Raw genomic sequence first — 17,717 nt, forward strand, 5'->3', positions numbered from 1 at the left:
AGGCCCTCTGGGCGTTCCGGGTCCTGAGCATCGTCGCGTTCGCGGGGGGCGGGGTGCTGCTCTGGCGGCGATTGAGGCGGGAGGATGTCGGGAATTCGTTGCCACGCCTGGCGTTGGCGTTCTTGTATGCGTTCGAGGTGAAGGGGGCCTCCTTCTCGATCAACGGGATGGAGACGGCCTTCATGCTGCTGTTGGTGGCGTGGCAGGTCGACCTGCTCGGGCGCGAGTTCCCCAGGCGTTGGCTGGCGCTGGGGCTTTGCTGGGCGGGCCTGATGTGGACGAGGCCGGATGGGTGCATCGACATCACGGTGCTGTCGGCCGCCGACCTGATCTTCGGCGAGGGGACTCGTCGGCGGAGGTTGGCCGATATCCTCGGGGCGGCCGCCGTCTGCACGGCGCTCTACCTCCCCTGGTTCCTCTGGGCCTGGTCCTACTACGGCTCGCCGATCCCGCAGACGGTCCAGGCGAAGTCGAACCTGGTCTCGTGGGCGGGGGGACAGTTCAACCCGTTCCGGCGCTACCTCGCGGGGATCGCCAAGGTCTTCCTGCCGGTCTATTACGAGATGGGTGACGGCGAGGGGTGGTATCCGGGGATCCACGGCTGGTGCACTGGCCTCGGGGCCTTTTGCGCGGGGTACTGGCTGCTCCCTCTGTCCGACCGCCTGGGGCGGGCCTGTTCGCTCGCGTTCGCCCTGTTCGGGATTTATCTCACTGTCTTGAATTATATGTTCCCGTGGTACGCACCGCCGGCGTTGATGCTCGGGCTGGTCGTCCTGGCGCGGGGCGTGCCGACGCTGGTGGGCCTGGTTGCGGGGCAGGGGAGGGTCGGCCGGGCCCTGGCCGCGGTGCTATTACTGGGGATCGCGGCGGAACGGGGCGTGATGTATGCCTGGACCGCTTACCAGATGAAGGTCCAGACGGCCGAGGTCGAGATGGGCAACCGGGCGAAGCTCGGGCTTTGGCTCAAGACACAGATGCGCGAGGGAGAGACCCTTTACCTCGAGCCGGTCGGCTACATCGGGTATTTCAGCGGGGCGAGGATTCGCGACTGGCCCGGCCTGGTCGCCCCGCAGGTCTCCGAACTGGCGAAACGGCGGAACTGCGACTTCTACACGGTCGTCCCCCCTCTCAAACCCGACTGGATCGTGCTCCGGCCCTGGGAGGCCCAGCGCATGGTGGAGCGGATCCCCGGCTTCCAACAGGGTTACGTGTTGGCCAACCGCTTCGACATCAACGCGAAGCTCCGGGACCTCGCGTTCCTGCCCGGCCGGAAGTACCTGACGAACGACGCGGCGTTCCTGGTCTTCCGCCGTCGAGGGGCGACGTATCGCGAGTGACGAGGGCCAATCGGCCCGCTGAATTCTACCGCTCGCTCCGGTTGACTCGTTGGGAACTCACCACAAAGGCACAAAGAAGTCCGGGAAGAAGTCCGAGGAATCCCCTTTCCGTCAGGATTGATCCCTTTGTGTCTTCGTGCCTTTGTGGTGAAGCGCCCTCCCCATCAGAGCTCGGTGGAATCCCGCGTCATTTCTTGGGCGCCGGTTCGCCCGTGCCGTCGAGGAGGTAGGCCATCAGGTCGAGGAATTCGGCCTCGGGGATGATGTTGCCGAAGTCGGCGGGCATTGGTGAGAGCCGGGTCTGGCGCTGTTCTTCGACGTCGCCAACGGGGATGACTTGTTCCTTGCCGGCCTGGTCGACCAGGACGATGTCCTGCCCTTCCTTGCGGCGGAACAAGCCGGAGAGGACTCGGCCGTCGCTCAGGGCGTAGAAGGTGCTCATGAACGCGGGGTCGACGTTGCGGTTCGGGTCGAGCACGTCCTCGACGATCCGCTCGAGCCCGCGCTTGCCGACGCCATCGAGCTGCGGGCCCACGAGGGCCCCCTGGCCTCCGACCTGGTGGCACGCGGCACAGTTCTTGACGAACACCGCCTGGCCCCGTTCCGCCGAGGCCTTCGCCCGGTCGAAGTGGGTGCGGCGACCTTCGATGAGCTTCTGGGTCTCCTCCTGGACCGGAGGCAAGCTCGCCGTGAGCTTGTCGACCCGCTCGGCGGCCCCGTTCGGCTGGGAGGCGAGGAGCTTGTCACGCAGGCCGGGATGCTGGAGCAGTCGGGGCGAGACCGTGCCCTTCTCGACCAACGCGAGCAGTCGGTCTCCCCCTTCGCGGTTCTGGGCGAGCGCGTCGGCGAGGACCGTTTGGAGCCTCGCGGGGACGGCCTTGAAGACCTGGGCGAGCGTCTCGTCCGACGGCGGTCCGTCGGAGCGGACGGCCTCCTGGGCGATCTCCTGGCGGAGCTCCGGCACGATCGCGGTGTCCGCGAGGCAGGCGACGAGCGCGCTTCGGGTGACGTCGGGGTGGAGGGTGACGATCGCGTGCGCGGCGGCCTGCCGGGCGGCGGGCTCGGCGAGCTCCGAGAGGGCGATCGCCCGGAGCGGCCCTTCGAGGTCGCGCAGGCCAAGCGACTCGGCGAGCTGGGCGGCGGCGACCCTGCGCCGGACCGCGACCTCGGTGGTGACCTCCGGCAACGCGACGACCGCGGGCTCGACCCGGGCGATGGCGACCCAGGCGAAGGACCCGACATCGACGTCGTCGACGACCTCCAGGTAACCCTCCTTGCCCGCGTGGGGGGCGAGGTCCCAGGTGACTTTCGTGGCGACGTCATTGCGAGGCGCGAAGCTCGAGGCCAGGATCCCGCCCGACCCGGCGAGACGGACCCTCACGAGGTTCCTGGGCACTACGGGGCGGTCCGGGTATCCGAGGTGGCCGCAGAGGTAGAGGCTCAAGGACTCGGGGAGCCGGAACGTCTTCGACCGCAGGGTCCCGACGTAGGTCTCGCCCAGCGGGAGGCTGCTGAGGAACGGGGTTGCTGCGTCGTTGTCCTGCGATTTCCTCGGTTCGACCTGCCAGCGGGGGCTGGGCTCGCCATTTTTCCCGGTGGCGATCCAGTCGTCGTTGCCGGGGCCGATCGATTCGAGCAGTCGCGCGGCGAGTGAGGCGCCCCACGCGCGGAGCTCCTCGGGCTCGGGTCGCCCCTGTTGACGGAGGCCGTTGCGGATCGCCGTCAAGAGCTCGAGCTGGAGGTCGATGTCGTCGGCCACCCCTTTGCGGGCGATCTCGGCGAGGGATACGACGTCGGTGTCGGGGGGCAGGTGCTTCGCGGCGTGGCCGAGCCAGAGGCTCATCGTCGCCGGCGGGGTCGGGCGACTCCGGAGCTGGGCGATCAGGAACCCGCCCGCCTCGTCGGTCGGCAGCGCCAGGGCCACGGCGGCCACCAGCGAGTCGTCGGCCTCGGGGTGCTCGCGGCGGCCCCACTGGGCCAGGGTCCCGGGGACCTTCACGATCTCCAGCAACGAGAGTTTGACCATGTGACGGAGGTGGACATCGTCCTCGGGGGTCTCCTTCCAGAGCGAGATCAGCCCGTCGATCTCCGACTCGTTGGGGTGCCGTCCCACGGCGTCGACCGCGGCGCGCCTTACCAGGGGCTCGGCGTCGTGCAGGCCCTTGTGGATCAATGATCTCAGCGTGTCGTCGATCTTCGGGGTTTCGGCGAGCGCCCGCATGACGTGCCCGCGGACAAGGCGGTCGGGGTCGGTGGCGGCTTTCACCAACTCGTCGGGCTGGAGGGTCCCGAGACGGTGGAGCGTCCAGAGGGCATGGGCCCGGACGGTCGTCGCCTCGTGCCCGAGGGCCGGGCGCAGGAGGTCAGTTGCTGAAGCCCCGATCCGGTCGACCAGCTCATCCGAGGCCCGCTGGCGGACGCCCAGGACGGGGTGGGCGAACGCTTCGATCAGGGCGGGAGCCTCCGCGGCCCGGAGGTCGGGCGAGGCGCTCAGCGGGGCCGGCTTGTCGCCCTCGCCCACGTAGGTCACGCGCCAGATCCGGCCTCGGTCGCGGTCGCGGCCGGGGTGGGTGAGATCGACCTCGTAGTGGCCGATGATCTTGTTGTAGAAGTCGGCGATGTAGAGCGCACCGTCGGGGCCGATCTGGAGGTCGACGGGGCGGAACCAGGGGTCGTCGGTGCTGACCAGGTCGGCTTCGGCGACGGCCTTCACCGTCGAGCCGATGTATTGGAGCGAGTCGCGGTTGACCCGGCTCGTCATGACGTTCCCTACAAACATGTTGCCGCGATAGTCGGGGGGGAAGTTCTCGCCGGTGTAATATGTCGTGCCGGCGATCGCGGTCGAGCCGTGCGTGTGCTCCATCACACCGGGCACGTAGCCGAGGCCGTTGTGCGGGCGGCCGAAGCTGTCGTAGTATCCGTTGCGGAGGAGGAGCATGATCGGCCGGGTGTGGCAGTCGGCGTTGAAGAGGTCGCCGGAGGGGTCGAACGCCATGCCGAACGGGTTGACCTGGCCCCAGGTGTAATGCTCGATCCGGGAGCCGTCGAGGCGCATCCGGTACGTGTTCCCCGTGATCAGCTCCACGCGGTTGCCGTCGCGCCCGGCCACGGATGAGACGTTCGCCCAGCCATGGTTGGCATAGAGCCAGCCGTCGAACCCGCGTCGGAAGGCGTTGTTCAGGCCGTGGGTGTCGCGGTCGAAGGCGAACGGGCCGTAGAGATGCTCGCGGCGGTCGGCCTTGCCGTCGCCGTCGGTGTCCTGGAAGTCGTAGATCGAGGGGATACTGAACGCGATCACCCCGTTCTTATACGGGTAGAGGCCGATCGGGATATTGAGCTCGTCGGCGAAGACCGTGGCCTTGTCGGCGCGGCCGTCGTGGTCGGTGTCCTCGAGGACCCGGATCGAGTCACGCCCCTTGCGGTCGCCGGGCGCGGCGAACGGGTACTCCGTCGAGCCCGCGACCCAGAGCCGCCCCCGGGCGTCGAACGCCATGTTGATCGGCTTCTGGATCTCCGGCTCCGACGCGAAGAGCTCGATCCGGAACCCCTTGGGGAGGTGGAACGTCGCCTGCTCCTCCCCTGGTGTGCGGGGCTCGGTCGGTCGCACCACCGCCTCGAACGGGTCGGGAACCGGCGGCTCCGCGCCGAGGGTGCCGAGGCCACCGAAGGCCAGGATCAGGACCAGCGCAGCCCCTGGTCGGGCCTGCGTGCCCTTCGTCAGTCGCTCATGTGGCATCGTCGCAATTCCTTCAGGTAGGCAGTCGGCTCGTAGCAGACCTCCCAGTATCGTGTCTGGGCCCCCTCGATTCAAACCCAACGTACTCCCCGGCGCAAACCGTGACGGGCTCGCCGAACATTCGGGGCCGCTGGTACTTCCGACGAAATCGCCGGGGGATGTCACCGATTGGCGAACTCATTCGTCCTTGGTAGCACTGGGGGCCGAGGTGCGAATCGGCTCGCGAGGGGTTGGGGGTGTCGAGGTATCCGATGAATCTCCCCGAGGATCGGCAGGTGGTCGAATTCGAGCGGATGCGTCCGAGGCTGCTGTCCTTGGCGTACCGGATGCTGGGCTCCGCGGCCGACGCCGAGGACGCGGTCCAGGACGCCTACCTGCGGCTCCGCCAGGCCGGCTCGATCGACTCGTTCGAGGCCTGGCTCGTCAAGACGACGACCCGGCTCTGCATCGACCGGCTCCGCAAGGCGAGGCATCGGGCCGAGTACGTCGGTCCCTGGCTCCCCGAGCCGATCCCCGAGGCCTGGGACGCCTACGCCCCGGACCGCCTGGAATTGGCCGAGTCGCTGTCGATGGCGTTCCTCGTCCTGCTCGAGACCCTCTCCCCGGCCGAGCGTGCGGCTTATCTCTTGCGGGAAGTCTTTGACTACGAATTCGACGAGATCGCCGCGCTCCTGGACAAGACCCCCGTGAACGTCCGGCAGATCACCGCCAGGGCCAAGAAACGGCTCGACCGTAAGGAGCCTCGCTACCGGCCGGAGTCCGGCCACGCCCACGAACTGGCGGACCGGTTCTTCGCCGCCTGCCGGGCGGGCGACCTCGCGTCCATCGAGTCGATGCTCGCCGAGGACGCGACCTACTACGGCGATGGCGGCGGCCACGCCCACGCCTCCCCCCGGCCGATTCTTGGCGTACGGAAGATCGCCAACTTGCTCTCCGTCGTCTTCCGCAAACGCCAACGCACGTGCGTGCTGACCACGAATACGGTGAACGGCCAGCCCGGCATCGTCTTTTCCCAGGAGGGGACGGTCATCCAGGTCCTCACCTTCGCCTCGGAAGGGGGCCGCGTCCGCTCGCTCTATAGCGTCCTGAACCCGGAAAAGCTTTATCTATGGGCCCCGTCCCCGTCCGACGGGTCCTAAGACCCCGCCCCCGAGCGGGACTTGAAAGGAGAATGATGTATGGAACCCCGACTCGATTACCCCAAGCTCGCCCCCGAGCCCGCCCGGGCGTTGTACAGCGTCGGCGCCTACCTCGCGGGGTGTGGGCTGGAGCACTCGCTCCTCGAGCTGATCAAGATCCGGGCCTCGCAGATCAACGGCTGTGCCTTCTGCATCGACATGCACACGAAGGATGCCCGCGCGGCCGGCGAGACCGAGCAGCGGATCTACGCCTTGAACGCCTGGCGCGAGACTCCGTTCTTCAGCGATCGAGAGCGGGCCGCCCTGGCCTGGGTCGAGGCCGTCACCCTGATCACGGGCGGCGTCTCCGACTCGCTGTATCACGAGGCGCGGGGGCAGTTCTCCGAGAAGGAGTTGGTGGACTTGACCTGGGCCTCGGCCGTGATCAACGCCTGGAACCGCATGGCGATCCCCTTCCACAGCGTGCCGGGATCGTATCAACCGAAGTCACATTCCTGAACCACTCGAGGAGACGACGATGAAACGAATCCTACTCGCGGCCGCGATCGGTGCGGCCCTCGGTGCCGGCGGGCTCTCGCTGGCTCACAACCATGATGACGGTAAGGAGTCGGTGAAGCCGCTCTCCGCCCGCGACATCAAGGAGCTCCTGGACGGCAAGAAGGCCCGCGTGACCACGGTCGAGGTGACCTTCGGCCCCGGAGTCGCCGGCAAGCCGCACCGCCATCCCGGCCCGATCTTCGGCTATGTCCTCGAAGGCGAGTTCGAACTCGGCCTCGACGACGAGCCCGTCAAGACCCTGAAGGCCGGAGACACCTTCTACGAACCTGGCGGGGCCTTGCATCGGGTCTCTCGCAATCCCAGTGACAAGAGCACGACCCGAGTCCTGGCCGTGCTCCTGCACCCCCGAGACGCCGAGGAACTCGTCCTCCCCCCGGCCAAGGATTGATTTTGCTTCTCCCGAGCTCCGCCAGGTCCTGTCCGGTCGTCCTTGTTGGAGATTCACCACAAAGTCACCAAGGCACAAAGGAATTCCGAAGGAGTCTCGAGAGTGATTCGAACTCTCGGAATCCTCCCTTGGTGCCTTGGTGCCTTGGTGCCTTGGTGCCTTTGTGCCTTTGTGGTGAAGAACTCCCCCGGCGAGAGCTCGATGAAGTTCGTTGAAGGATGATTTGTGGAGTCGAATGATTTACAGAGAGACTATTGCGAAACCGTGAATTTCTGGATTCGGTGGTTGTACGAGTCAACCACGTACAGTCCTCCTTTCGAGTCCACGGCCACGCCGTGAGGGGCCGTGAATTGCCCGGGTTCGGTCCCTGGCTCCTCAGTCAATCCTCGGAGGTATTTGCCTCCCGACGAGAACTGCTGCACGCGGCCGCCGACCGAGCTCACCCACACGCGGTCGTTGCGGTCGACGCAGACCCCGACCGCGCCTCGCATGGTGGTGCCGAGGTAGTTGCCCCCGAATTCGCCGGCCTTGTTCAAGTCTTTGCCCCAGGCGAGGAGGAACTTCCCGTCGGGCGTGAATTTCTGCACCCGGCACATCGAGCCTTCGGTCGTATAGACATGACCTTCGGAGTCGAGCGCCACGAATTGCGGCCCGCCCCCCCGGGCTTTGGGGTTGATGTTCCCCCCGAACTGTCCCTCCTTCGTGCCGAACTCGCCCCACTTCCCGAGGAATTTCCCTTGGGTGTCGAAGACCTGCACGCGGCGGTTGGTCTGATCCGCGACGTAGACACGCCCGTCCGGCCCCACGGCGATCCCGCCAGGGTAATCGAGCTCGCCGTCCCCTCGGCCTGTCTTCCCCCACTCTCGCAAGAATTCCCCCTGGCGTGAGTAGACGGAGACCCGATCGGGCTTGGGCTCCTCCTTGGCTCTCATGGCGGAGAAGTGCGTGAGATAGAGGTTCCCCTCGCGATCGAGGGCGATGCCCCCGGGGTTGGGCAGCACCTTGAAGCTGGTCAGGAATTCCCCCTCGGGGCTGAATCGCTGAAGCCGGGCGTTGTAGAAGTCGGAGACCCAAACGGTGTCGTCCCGATCCACGGCGATGCCGATGGGGAAGTCGAACTCGCCGGGTTTCTGGCCCCGCTTCCCCCACTCCCGCACGAAACGAGGCTCGTCTTCCGCCTTGTCGTCGGCCGCCGCGGCCGCGCTTGCGGGAGGGATCCAGGTCAAAAGGATCACTGTGACCACTGCCCACGACCCCACCAAAGGCGAACGATAGGAGAGTGTCATGTGTGTTAGCTCGTGTTGAGGTGCGGGAATCCCGAAGCTTGGTCGAGACAAGGTGCCCGACCCATTGTTTCGACAATCGTGCGCGACGCGTTGTGTCGTCAGGGCGAAGAATCAGGCACTGTCCCTTCTGCAATATCTGCGGCAATCTTCGCTGCCAGCTCCGTGGGTGATTCTTCGGAGATGATCCCGTTGCGCACGACGAGCCAGCGGTCTCGGCGGATTGTCATCTCTTCGCCTCCCGGGGACTTGGTCTCCGCGGCGGTCCAAGGCGGATATCCGTCAGGGTTCGGGATCGACCACTTCAGTACCGGCTGAACGGGTTCCGGTGAGAGTCGAGCAAGAAGGTCCCCGCCGAGGACACTTGCACAGGCGAGACGCTCAACCGCGGGCATTTCGGGGACGCGGACGCGAATGCGAAAGGCCCGACTGGGACGGACAGGGTGGCCCTCGCACAAATCAATGAAGTCATCAACATTGAGCTGATCTGACGCCTTGATTTCGACCGAGGCGGCCGAGTCCATGAACTGGTCGGCAAGTTTAGCTTCGACGTTTGCGAGCATAAGTTGAATGCTTGCGTTCCAGACTGCCAATCGATTGGACTGCACGCGGCGGTATTTTTGCTTCGAGAGATCATATCCTTGTTTGCGCTGGGCCGCCCGCTCGAGATCGCGGAGGGCGTCCTCCAGGCGACCCGCGACGATTTCCAGGAAAGCTCCCAGGTCGCCATCATCGGCTCGCCCGAGCGCGTCCAAGTATTGGTCTCGATCTTTACGGCGAATGATGATCGGCGGGTAGCCTGCGCGGACCAACTCGAGGTTTGTGATGGCCCGGCCCGTACGCCCGTTGCCGTCATCGAAGGGATGGATGTGTTCTAGCCAGGCATGCAGGACCGAGGCGCGTAGGAGCGGGGGGGCATCCGGGTGGTCCTTCGACCACGATTCCCAGTCCTCCATTTGATTCATGATCTCATGCCAGGTCCTCGGTGGGATATGTTTGGATCCTCGGTTCCGGACCTCGGATCTGCGAAAGGTGCCCGCCGCAATCCGTCCGGACAAGATCAACTCGTGAAGTTGCCGGAGCTGCTCGAGATTAGTAGGTGTCTGGAGTCTCGCCATCTCCGCGAGCTCGTCGAGCGCAGAGGCGAGAGCCTGGGCATCTTTCGAGAATCCCGGGTCATGACCGCTGATTGTGATCCCTTTGAGGACGGCGAGCTCGGTTTCGCCGACCGAGAGGGTGCTGCCCTCGAGCGCATTGGATTCGGCGATCTGGTCGAACCGCGTTTCCCCATAGTATTCGCGCAGCGTCATGTCGGTCAGCGTCCCCTCCGCGCGGAGGAGTTGAACGCGCAGACTCAGGTCGGCGATCACGTCCTGGATCGCTCGAGCCCCGTCGCTCGGGAGCAAATACGGTGTACCTTTCAAATCTTCATGCATGGAATGGTCACTTCTCGGAGTCACCTGGCCCGGGTCCAGAGCCGACCCGGCCCAGCGGAGGTTTTGACCCCGGCATGTCTGTGCGTGTTGTCGTGGCTTGCTCGCACCGAGGCGTCATCGAATAGGTTGAAGACGCTCCTGAACGTGTAAATGAAGCGGAATTTAGGAAAATCAATTTTACGATCTGATCGCGCCGAAGCTACCGTCGAGAGGGGAAGATGAGGGCCGACTTGGGCCGGGTGACGGAGAACGGAGGAATTCGGATGAGCAAAACCGCTCTTCTCGTCCTCGTCGGCGCGGCGGGTGCTCTCGGGCTTGGCCTGGTCGCGGCCGGGCTGGGGCCCGTCGCTCCTCGGGCTGTTGCACAGACCGCCCCGACGGTTGCGCCCGCGGCATTCCTGCCGCTCGCGGCGAATGCGGCCGACGTCGTCGACGCCGCGAACGCCTTCCTGGCCACGCTCTCGGAGGCGCAGCGGAAGGTCGCCCAGATCGAACTGACGCCGAAGCTCGCCGCCCGATGGTCGAACTTCCCGGGCGGCTCCAACCTTCGCAATGGGGTCTTCTTTCGAGAGCTCAAGGGGTCGCAGGTCGCCGCGGCGATGAAGGTCGCACGCCTGGCCCTGAGCGACGAGGGGTTCGCCCGGTTCCAGGAGATCCGGGCGGACGACGACCTCCTCGGCAAGCTCGAAGGGCCGCGAGGCCCCGGCCTCCGCGGTCCTGGTGGTCCGGGCGGCGGATACAGCGCGGCGAACTACATGATCGCGTTCCTGGGCAAGCCGTCGAAGACCTCGCCCTGGATCCTCCAACTGGGGGGCCATCACCTCGCCTTCAACATCCATTACAAGGGGGCCGCCGGGGCCTCGAGCCCGTATTTCGTCGCGGTTGAGCCGACGAGTTGGAAGGATGCGGACGGCAAGACACACGCCCCGCTCGCGCCGATGCGCGACGCCATGTACGGCCTGCTCCATTCCCTCTCGACCGAGCAACTCGCGAAGGCCCGGCTCGACACCCGCTTCAGCGACATTTACGTCGGGCCCGGCCGCGATGGAATGTTCCCCTCGAGCGTGGGGATTCCCGTCTCCGAGCTCTCCGGTGCGGCGAAAGGTCGGGTCAAGGAGGCGCTCGCCGCCTGGACCGGCGACACGCCGCAAGGGGCCGAGTATCGGAAGCTCTACGAGGCGGAACTGGACCGGACGAAGGTCGCGTACTCGGGCACGACGACCCTCAAAACCCGGGGCGACTACGTCCGCATCGACGGGCCGCACGCCTGGATCGAATTCTCCTGCCAGAGCGGGATCGTCATCCGCGACCAGATCCACTACCACACGATCTGGCGTGATCGGGTCGCCGACTATGGCGCGGAATTCTCTTTCTGAGGCACCCATGCGTCGATGGCTCCTGGCCTTCCTGCTCCTCGTGTCGGCGTCGCCCGCATGGGGCCACCCCATGCCCAACTCGGCGGTCGTCCTGCGGCTCCATCGCGATGCGATCGACGCCGAGGTGACGCTGCCGATCATCGAGCTGACGCTGGGCTGGGAGAAGCCGTTGCCCATGGACGCCGGCCAGGTTGTCCGGCAATACGGGGAGGAGCTCAAAGGCTACGTCCTGGATCACGTACGACCGGTCGCACCCGATGGTCGCCCCTGGACGGTGTCGGTGCGCGAGGTGGTCCCGGTCACCGAGTCGAACCCCGACGTCCGGTTGACGCTGACGTTGACCCCGCCCCCCGGCGCCCCGACCGATCGTCTGACCCTGCACTACGACGTGATCTTCCACCACCTGATCACCCACTCGGCGCTCGTCACGCTCGCGGAAGACTGGCGGCACGGCGTGACCGACGAGGTGCCGGTGCTCCTCGGGACGATGCGAGACACGAACCCCTCGATCACGATCGACCGTTCCGGAGGGAGTTGGCTCCAGGGATTCGTCGCCATGCTCCGCCTCGGCGCCCGGCATATTGCCGAGGGGGCCGACCACCTCATGTTCCTGCTCGTGCTGATCCTCCCCGCGCCCCTCGTCGCGGCCGGAGGGCGTTGGAGGGGCTATGCCGGCGCTGGGGTCGCCGTGCGACGGATTGTCGAGGTCGTGACCGCATTCACCATCGGCCACTCGATCACGCTCGCGATCGGGGCGTTTGGCGACGTGCGACTGCCCGAGGCGTTCGTCGAGTCGGCCATTGCCCTGTCGATCCTGGCCTCCGTCGTCCACGCCCTGGTCCCGATCTTCCGGGGCCGAGAGGCCGTCATCGCGGGAGGCTTCGGGCTGGTCCACGGCCTCGCGTTCGCGGCGACGCTGAACGGCTTCGGGCTCGACCCGCTGACACTCGCGTCGAGCGTCCTCGGCTTCAACCTCGGGATCGAGGCCTTCCAACTCCTGGTCATCCTCGCGGCGATGCCCTGGCTCGTGCTTTTGGCCCGCACGCGCATCTATGGGCCGTTCCGCGTCCTCGGCGCGGCGCTCACCGGGGTCGCCGCCTTGGCCTGGTTTGCGGAGCGGGCCTTCGGCCTGGTCAACTCCGTGGCGCCCTTCGTCGAAGGCGTCGCGTCCCACCCCCTCTGGTTGCTTGTGGGCCTCGCGATCCTTGCCCTCGCCTCCCTCGCCGTCGAGGCTGTGTGGAGGCGTCCGAACCTTGTGGTTGACCCCTCCTCAGAGCCCGACCATGCCTCGAACGAGCCTTTGGAGCCGATCCACTCCGCGCGCGTTGTTTCCTAGACTCGTTGGTGTTGGCCGATCAGCGGGACTGGCGAGCCGGCGGGGGGACTGGGCTGAGCTTTGGGTTGATTCGAGCACAATCGGCTTCGGTGACGTCGTAGACGAAGATCGAGTGGCCAACCCTGGCCGAGGGGGTCAGCTCGGAGAAGTAGCCGAAGGCGCCGGGCGACTTGATCGACGAGGGACCGAATTCCCCCGGGGAGCGGGCGTCCCAGGCCGCGGACCAGGTCATCGAGGGCTCGCCGGGGTCGTAGACGCGCCAGGACAGGCCGCGGACGAGTGAGGCGCTCACCGCATAGACGCCCGGCCTGAGTCTCGCCTCGGGCCCGATCAGGGCGGGGCTCTCGTACAACGCTCGGGTCGAGGTCGGCATGACCGGCGGCAGGAACCAGGGGAGTGGGCGGCCCCGCAAGGCGAAGATGTTCGGGTTGATCTGGCCGAAGTAGGCCAGGCCGACACGACGGCCCGGCCGGTTCTGCGACAGCCAACGCTCGAGCGTGACGAGGTCTTGGCCCCAGTCGAGGTTGCTGTCGATCAGGTGCTCCGACCCGCGGTCGGGCCCGCCCGAGACCCGGTTGAACGAGGCGAGGTAGCTCGGGTGGATCATCGCCGACTGCGCCGCCGTCAGGCTGAGAGCGACCACCACGACGGCTGACATGGCCTTGCGTCTCGGTGCGGCAAGGCCGGCGATCCAGGGCATGACCTTGCCCGAGGCGATGAAGACGAACGGGAAGACCGGCAGGATGTAGCGGAGCCCGAGGTTCAGGTCGGTCAGTGTGCTCATCGCCACCAGGACGATGGCCGGGAAGGTGAGGACGGCGAATTCGTCGAACCAGGCGGCCCGCGTCCGGCGGACCGCGACCAGAGCGACGATCGAGAGCAGGACGAGGACCCAGGTCCCCTCGGGCACCTTGTAGGCGAGGCAGGCGAGGTAATAGTACCACCAGCCGGTCGAGCGGAGGGTCCCGTCGAGGTAGACCGGATACCCGGAGGTCTTGGAGGGGTCGGCGGTCGGGTCGACCCAAATCCGAGGAATCCCCTCGGTCTCGATCCGCTGCGCGTCGAACCCCATGAGGTAGTGGTAGGGGAGGGGAGCGGGGATGGCGGCGAGCCAGGTGCCCCGGAACATGTTGACGCGATTGCGGAGCGCCAGGTCGACCATCCAGTTCGGGCCGAGCGGCCTCGCGACGGCCGGCGGGATCGGACGCGGGCGGGTGAGGCTCCGGCACGTGAAATCGAACGAGCCCAGCGGCTTCCCCACGCCCTCGAAGCCGTAGCCGACGTCGATCACGATCAGGCTGATCACCACGATCGCCAACCCGTGCAGGACGTCTCGCGCCAGTCGGGGCCATCCGCCGAGGTCGCGCTCGATGACGACGCGCGCCAGCCAAAGGAGTGGCCAGTAGGCGTAGAGCAAAACCAGGCTGAACTTCGCGAGCTGGGCGAGCCCCAGGAGGATGCCGGCGAGGATGGCCCGACTCCAGGAGGGGTGTCGCAGGTAGGCCCAGAAACCGAACGTCGCGCCGACCGCCAGGGCCGCGCCGGCGACATCGCTCGTCACCAGCCGGGCGTGGGCCAGGACGTTCGGGCAGAGGCACCAGAGCGCCAGGCTGAGCAGGCCTCCCGAGCGGCCGTAGAGCCGGGTCGACCAGGCGAAGAGGGACAACCCCGCGACGATCGAGAAGAGGGGCATCACGGCCCTCGCCCTCGTGAACAGCTCGAAATACCGCCCGGCATTCAGGAATGCGAACGACTGGCCGAAGCTCGCCTGGGAGGGTGGGTTGTTCGTCCAGCTCCCGAGGTGGTAGAGCGGCTCCGTGACCGGCCGGGCCAGCAATACCGGCAAGGCTGCGACGAGCTTGGCGAGCGGCGGGTTGTGAGGGTAGAGCTTGAACGTCCCCGTCTCCCAGTAGGAGACGCCGGCCGGGAGATGGGCGATCTCGTCGACGGTCGGGTTCTCGCGTCGGAGGCTGTCGAAGGCCAAGGCGTAATGGACGCCCAGCAAGATGACGACGACCAGGGCGGTCCACGCCTTCGGGATGTCCGCACGAGGCGTTGAGGCCGGCATCAGTGGGCGTGTCGTCGAGGCCTTCGCGTGCAAGCTTCGAGACAAGAGCAAGGCCTCCGAGACCAGGACACCCCCACGCCCGGCAAGCGGGGAACATCCATCAATCGCGTCGTGACTGGATCTCGACCTCGGTGGACCGGCCTATGTGTACATCGGGCGGATAGCCTTCGCGACCTCCAATTTCAGAGAAGATCCACCCCGTTATATCTCGGCCTCCGAGAGGATGCCACCGCCTTCACGCTTGCCGATCCAGGGTGTCCTACTGTCATGTTCGCGAGTGTGTATCGACGTTCGGATTGGGAAGACTTTGCCGGATATCTCGCCGATTGTCGGCCTCGAGGATTCGACACGGATCCCGGCCCGATGTGGCTTCCGCAAGACGTCGGCACCGGTTTGGCGTGTCGCAGCTCCAATTCCAGCCGAGCTTTACACCACGCCCGTGCCCGACGTCTCGCGTTCGTTGTGGCACGCCGAACATTCTGGGAGAAGCTCTTGTGTGAGTTGTGCCGATAAGGAGTGGTGGTAGGACCATGCAGACGGCGCCGCGGGGCGGGCCGAGTCAAAGGGAGTAGGCGATGAGACAGAAAATCGTGCGGCTCCTGAACAAGGCCCGGCCGACGCTCGAGGGCCTGGAGGGGCGGCAGCTTCTGAGTGGGAAGACGGCCGCCGTCACCCTCAGCGAAGATCAGAGGCTGGAGTACAACACGCCGCAGGGCACGCACGTGGTCATCAGCCTTCTGGGCCCCGGAAGCCTGGGCGGGACGACGGTCGCCGCGGACGGGTCGCTGAGCCTCGTCTACCGCGGGACGAACCAACTGAGCGCCATCGTCGGCAAGGTCACGGGCCGGGGGGGGAGGAACAAGGACGTCCCCCTTCAGAGCATCACGAATGCCAACCTCGACATGGACGACCTGAGCGGGATTGGCAGCAGTGCGCTCAGCGTCGTGAACCTGAAGAACTTCGACCTGGTCTCCGGCGGCCAGATCAACATGACGGGGGGCGTGCATACGCTCTTCCTGAACTCGGTCGCCAGCAACACCCAGGTCAACCTGCGCACGCTCCCCGACGCGATCCTGAACGGGGACTCGAAGACGGATACCGCCGAAGGGGTGACTCTCACCTACAACTACGACGCCTCCGGCGCCCTGATCCTCTCGAGCGTCTCGGGGCAATTCGCGGCCGGCGAGAACATCGTCGAGCCGCAGCCGACCGTCGGCACGGGCAACAGCGTGGCGAACGTCCCCGGCCCGCCGCCGGCCCCGCCGGGCCTGATCCTGGCCATCAACCACGTCAAGGGGAGCCCGAGGGTCCCCGCGTCGATCGGCGATCCGCAGATTTTCGGATATGACGCGACGGCCAATACGCTGATCCGGTTCGACGCCACCACGGGCGCCGCGCTCCAGTCGATCTCGATGGCCGGGCTCTCGGGGCCGGTCGAAGGAATCGCCCTCGGCCGTGCCAACGGCCAGCTCGTGGCGCTCGTGAACGCGGGCACGAATATCTATGCGTTCAACGCCGTGACCGGGGCTGCGCAAGGGCAGTTCAGCACGGCCAACCTCGCCGCGTCGGGGTTGACCGGCATCGACGGGATCGGCTCGACCGACAGCCAGACGGTGGTGACCGACTCGCTCGCGGGCAACGGCGGTCTGGCCCAGATCATCGACGTGTCCTCCAGCCTCTCCAGCGGCCAGGCGGTCGCGCTCGGGAGGCCTTATAATCCGCAGGGGCAGTTCGCGTTCTCGAACGGGGCGACGGGTATCCCCGGCTCGCAGACCCTCTTCGTCACCGGATCCGCGTACTTCAACACGCTCCAGCCGTTCACCACACAGTTCGGCATCCTCTCGCTCAAGGCGAGCACCAGCGGCCAGCTCAGCTCGGCCGGGGAGTCGGCCGTGTTGCCATACCAGAACGTCGACCGCCCGGGGACCTTGCCCCCCGCGCCTCTCGGCAGCGTCGACCAGAACCTCGCGTTGTTGACCGGCGTCTCCAACGGGAAGAACAACGTCACGCTGCTCAGCCCGGTCGGCTTCTCCAAGCAGGGGACCCTCACGCTCAACGACCCGAATCCCCTCACCGACCTGACCGAGTCGTTCCGCCCGACCCTCGCCGGGGCGGCCCTCATCGATGTCCAGGGCGACATCCAATCCGTCCGAGGCCGCGATGCCGACGGCCTGGTGCTCAACGACTCGGGCAACCTGAACCTTGTCAAGTTTACTCAGATCTCCAACTCGGTGATCATCGGCCAGCCCTTCGGCCACGCCCAGTTCAAGCGGCGGACGAACGTCTCGATCGTCACGCCCACCCGGACCGCCGGCCAGCGCAACGGCGTGACCATCGTCAAGGGACTCGACCAGGTCGGCCCTCTCTCCCTGCCTTCCTGACGATGGCTTGATCCCTCAGGCCGTTCGAGAATCGAAGGGATGGGCTGGTTCTCCAGTCCGGGCCCGCCTCGAAAGACGCCAGATAATCGACCCCGCGGATTAGGAAACCGATCCGCGGGGTTTATGTTTTGAATGGGTAAAATTGTAGATCGGGCTTGATTCATCTCATTCCAACCCGGGAGTCGGTCCTGCCTGATCACCCTTGCGCCTATGGGCCTTCTCCCGATCTTCTTACACTGAATGGGAGGTGGCCAAGGGAGGGGGTGACGAATGCAAGGGATGAAGTTCTTCGTCGGGCTCGTGATCGTCTCTGCCATCGTGTTCGCGGGCCTCGGGGCATGGATCGCCCGCCAGAACGGCCGCAGGCCGGCTGAAGGGTTCCTGCTCGGGTTCTGCTTCGGTCCTTTCGGAGTCCTGGTCGAGGCCCTCATGCCCGACTTCGGCTTCCCCGCGGGGCGTCGACGCCCTCGCGCACTCACCGACGCCGAACTCGCCGAGCGATTCCCGGCCATCGCCGAGAGGATGGGCCGCCGCTCCAGCCGGTAGCCCAATCCGGAGACATCGCACGCGAGCCGCTCACGGAGTGGCAAGGTCGCATGCGTTTCTCCGTCATCAAGTCGTGAGCCGTCATGCGGCGGCTCAGAGCAGCAAGCCGGCCTGCCAACGCCTGCAAGCCCAA

11 protein-coding genes and 1 pseudogene are annotated in these 17,717 nt (G+C 66.4%); 8 read left to right on the forward strand and 4 right to left on the reverse strand.

Annotation, left to right across the window (positions count from 1 at the left end; all coding sequences use genetic code 11):
* Positions 1-1,337 (forward strand): annotated as a pseudogene (locus ACYOEI_RS29985) (hypothetical protein); the annotation flags it as partial.
* Positions 1,338-1,524: 187 nt separating this feature from the next.
* Here the strand turns inward: ACYOEI_RS29985 and ACYOEI_RS29990 are convergent.
* Positions 1,525-5,073, reverse strand: coding sequence for a PVC-type heme-binding CxxCH protein (locus ACYOEI_RS29990; protein ID WP_462853348.1), 3,549 nt, complete (start codon positions 5,071-5,073; stop codon positions 1,525-1,527).
* Positions 5,074-5,324: 251 nt separating this feature from the next.
* On the opposite strand from ACYOEI_RS29990, the gene ACYOEI_RS29995 reads away from it, so the two are divergent.
* Genes ACYOEI_RS29995 through ACYOEI_RS30005 form a run of 3 tightly spaced genes read left to right on the forward strand, consistent with a single transcriptional unit; the run spans position 5,325 to position 7,158 of the window.
* Entirely contained in the window at positions 5,325-6,212 is an 888-nt protein-coding gene (locus ACYOEI_RS29995) for an RNA polymerase sigma-70 factor (RefSeq protein WP_462853349.1), read from the forward strand.
* A gap of 39 nt (positions 6,213-6,251) precedes the next feature.
* Positions 6,252-6,710 carry a carboxymuconolactone decarboxylase family protein gene (locus ACYOEI_RS30000; protein WP_462853350.1) on the forward strand — a complete coding sequence of 153 codons (459 nt, stop codon included), beginning with the start codon at positions 6,252-6,254 and terminating at the stop codon, positions 6,708-6,710.
* Positions 6,711-6,729: 19 nt separating this feature from the next.
* Complete coding sequence (locus tag ACYOEI_RS30005; protein ID WP_462853351.1) at positions 6,730-7,158, forward strand: cupin domain-containing protein; 429 nt, start codon at positions 6,730-6,732, stop codon at positions 7,156-7,158.
* A 251-nt stretch (positions 7,159-7,409) separates the two neighbouring features.
* Here ACYOEI_RS30005 and ACYOEI_RS30010 read toward each other — a convergent pair whose 3' ends face one another.
* Both ACYOEI_RS30010 and ACYOEI_RS30015 read right to left on the reverse strand, forming a co-directional pair.
* A complete protein-coding gene (locus tag ACYOEI_RS30010; RefSeq protein WP_462853352.1) occupies positions 7,410-8,444 on the reverse strand; it encodes an NHL repeat-containing protein in 1,035 nt (344 codons plus the stop codon).
* A gap of 98 nt (positions 8,445-8,542) precedes the next feature.
* Positions 8,543-9,877 (reverse strand): Fic family protein, encoded by a 1,335-nt coding sequence (locus tag ACYOEI_RS30015; protein WP_462853353.1) that lies wholly within the window; start codon positions 9,875-9,877, stop codon positions 8,543-8,545.
* Positions 9,878-10,140: 263 nt separating this feature from the next.
* On the opposite strand from ACYOEI_RS30015, the gene ACYOEI_RS30020 reads away from it, so the two are divergent.
* Together ACYOEI_RS30020 and ACYOEI_RS30025 are read left to right on the forward strand one after the other, a co-directional pair.
* Entirely contained in the window at positions 10,141-11,253 is a 1,113-nt protein-coding gene (locus ACYOEI_RS30020; protein WP_462853354.1) for a DUF3500 domain-containing protein, read from the forward strand.
* 7 nt (positions 11,254-11,260) lie between these two features.
* Positions 11,261-12,589, forward strand: a complete 1,329-nt coding sequence (locus ACYOEI_RS30025) for a HupE/UreJ family protein (RefSeq protein WP_462853355.1) — start codon at positions 11,261-11,263, stop codon at positions 12,587-12,589.
* Between the two features lie 19 nt (positions 12,590-12,608).
* Here the strand turns inward: ACYOEI_RS30025 and ACYOEI_RS30030 are convergent, their stop codons facing one another.
* Positions 12,609-14,657: an ArnT family glycosyltransferase gene (locus ACYOEI_RS30030; RefSeq protein WP_462853356.1), complete on the reverse strand. Its 2,049-nt coding sequence runs from the start codon at positions 14,655-14,657 to the stop codon at positions 12,609-12,611.
* A 575-nt stretch (positions 14,658-15,232) separates the two neighbouring features.
* Between ACYOEI_RS30030 and ACYOEI_RS30035 the strand changes: the two genes are divergently transcribed.
* Positions 15,233-17,038: an autotransporter outer membrane beta-barrel domain-containing protein gene (locus ACYOEI_RS30035; RefSeq protein WP_462853357.1), complete on the forward strand. Its 1,806-nt coding sequence runs from the start codon at positions 15,233-15,235 to the stop codon at positions 17,036-17,038.
* 270 nt (positions 17,039-17,308) lie between these two features.
* Complete coding sequence (locus ACYOEI_RS30040) at positions 17,309-17,584, forward strand: hypothetical protein (RefSeq protein WP_462853358.1); 276 nt, start codon at positions 17,309-17,311, stop codon at positions 17,582-17,584.
* The last annotated feature ends 133 nt before the right edge of the window (positions 17,585-17,717 follow it).

It is taken from the genome of Singulisphaera rosea, assembly GCF_054877945.1.

Coding starts and splice junctions, on each gene's coding strand:
- ACYOEI_RS30020 (WP_462853354.1), top strand. CDS start 10,141: ATGAGCAAAACCGCTCTTCTCGTCCTCGTCGGCGCGGCGGGTGCTCTC.
- ACYOEI_RS30040 (WP_462853358.1), top strand. CDS start 17,309: ATGCAAGGGATGAAGTTCTTCGTCGGGCTCGTGATCGTCTCTGCCATC.
- ACYOEI_RS30025 (WP_462853355.1), top strand. CDS start 11,261: ATGCGTCGATGGCTCCTGGCCTTCCTGCTCCTCGTGTCGGCGTCGCCC.
- ACYOEI_RS30005 (WP_462853351.1), top strand. CDS start 6,730: ATGAAACGAATCCTACTCGCGGCCGCGATCGGTGCGGCCCTCGGTGCC.
- ACYOEI_RS30035 (WP_462853357.1), top strand. CDS start 15,233: ATGAGACAGAAAATCGTGCGGCTCCTGAACAAGGCCCGGCCGACGCTC.
- ACYOEI_RS30010 (WP_462853352.1), bottom strand. CDS start 8,444: ATGACACTCTCCTATCGTTCGCCTTTGGTGGGGTCGTGGGCAGTGGTC.
- ACYOEI_RS29990 (WP_462853348.1), bottom strand. CDS start 5,073: ATGCCACATGAGCGACTGACGAAGGGCACGCAGGCCCGACCAGGGGCT.
- ACYOEI_RS30015 (WP_462853353.1), bottom strand. CDS start 9,877: ATGCATGAAGATTTGAAAGGTACACCGTATTTGCTCCCGAGCGACGGG.
- ACYOEI_RS30000 (WP_462853350.1), top strand. CDS start 6,252: ATGGAACCCCGACTCGATTACCCCAAGCTCGCCCCCGAGCCCGCCCGG.
- ACYOEI_RS29995 (WP_462853349.1), top strand. CDS start 5,325: ATGAATCTCCCCGAGGATCGGCAGGTGGTCGAATTCGAGCGGATGCGT.
- ACYOEI_RS30030 (WP_462853356.1), bottom strand. CDS start 14,657: ATGCCGGCCTCAACGCCTCGTGCGGACATCCCGAAGGCGTGGACCGCC.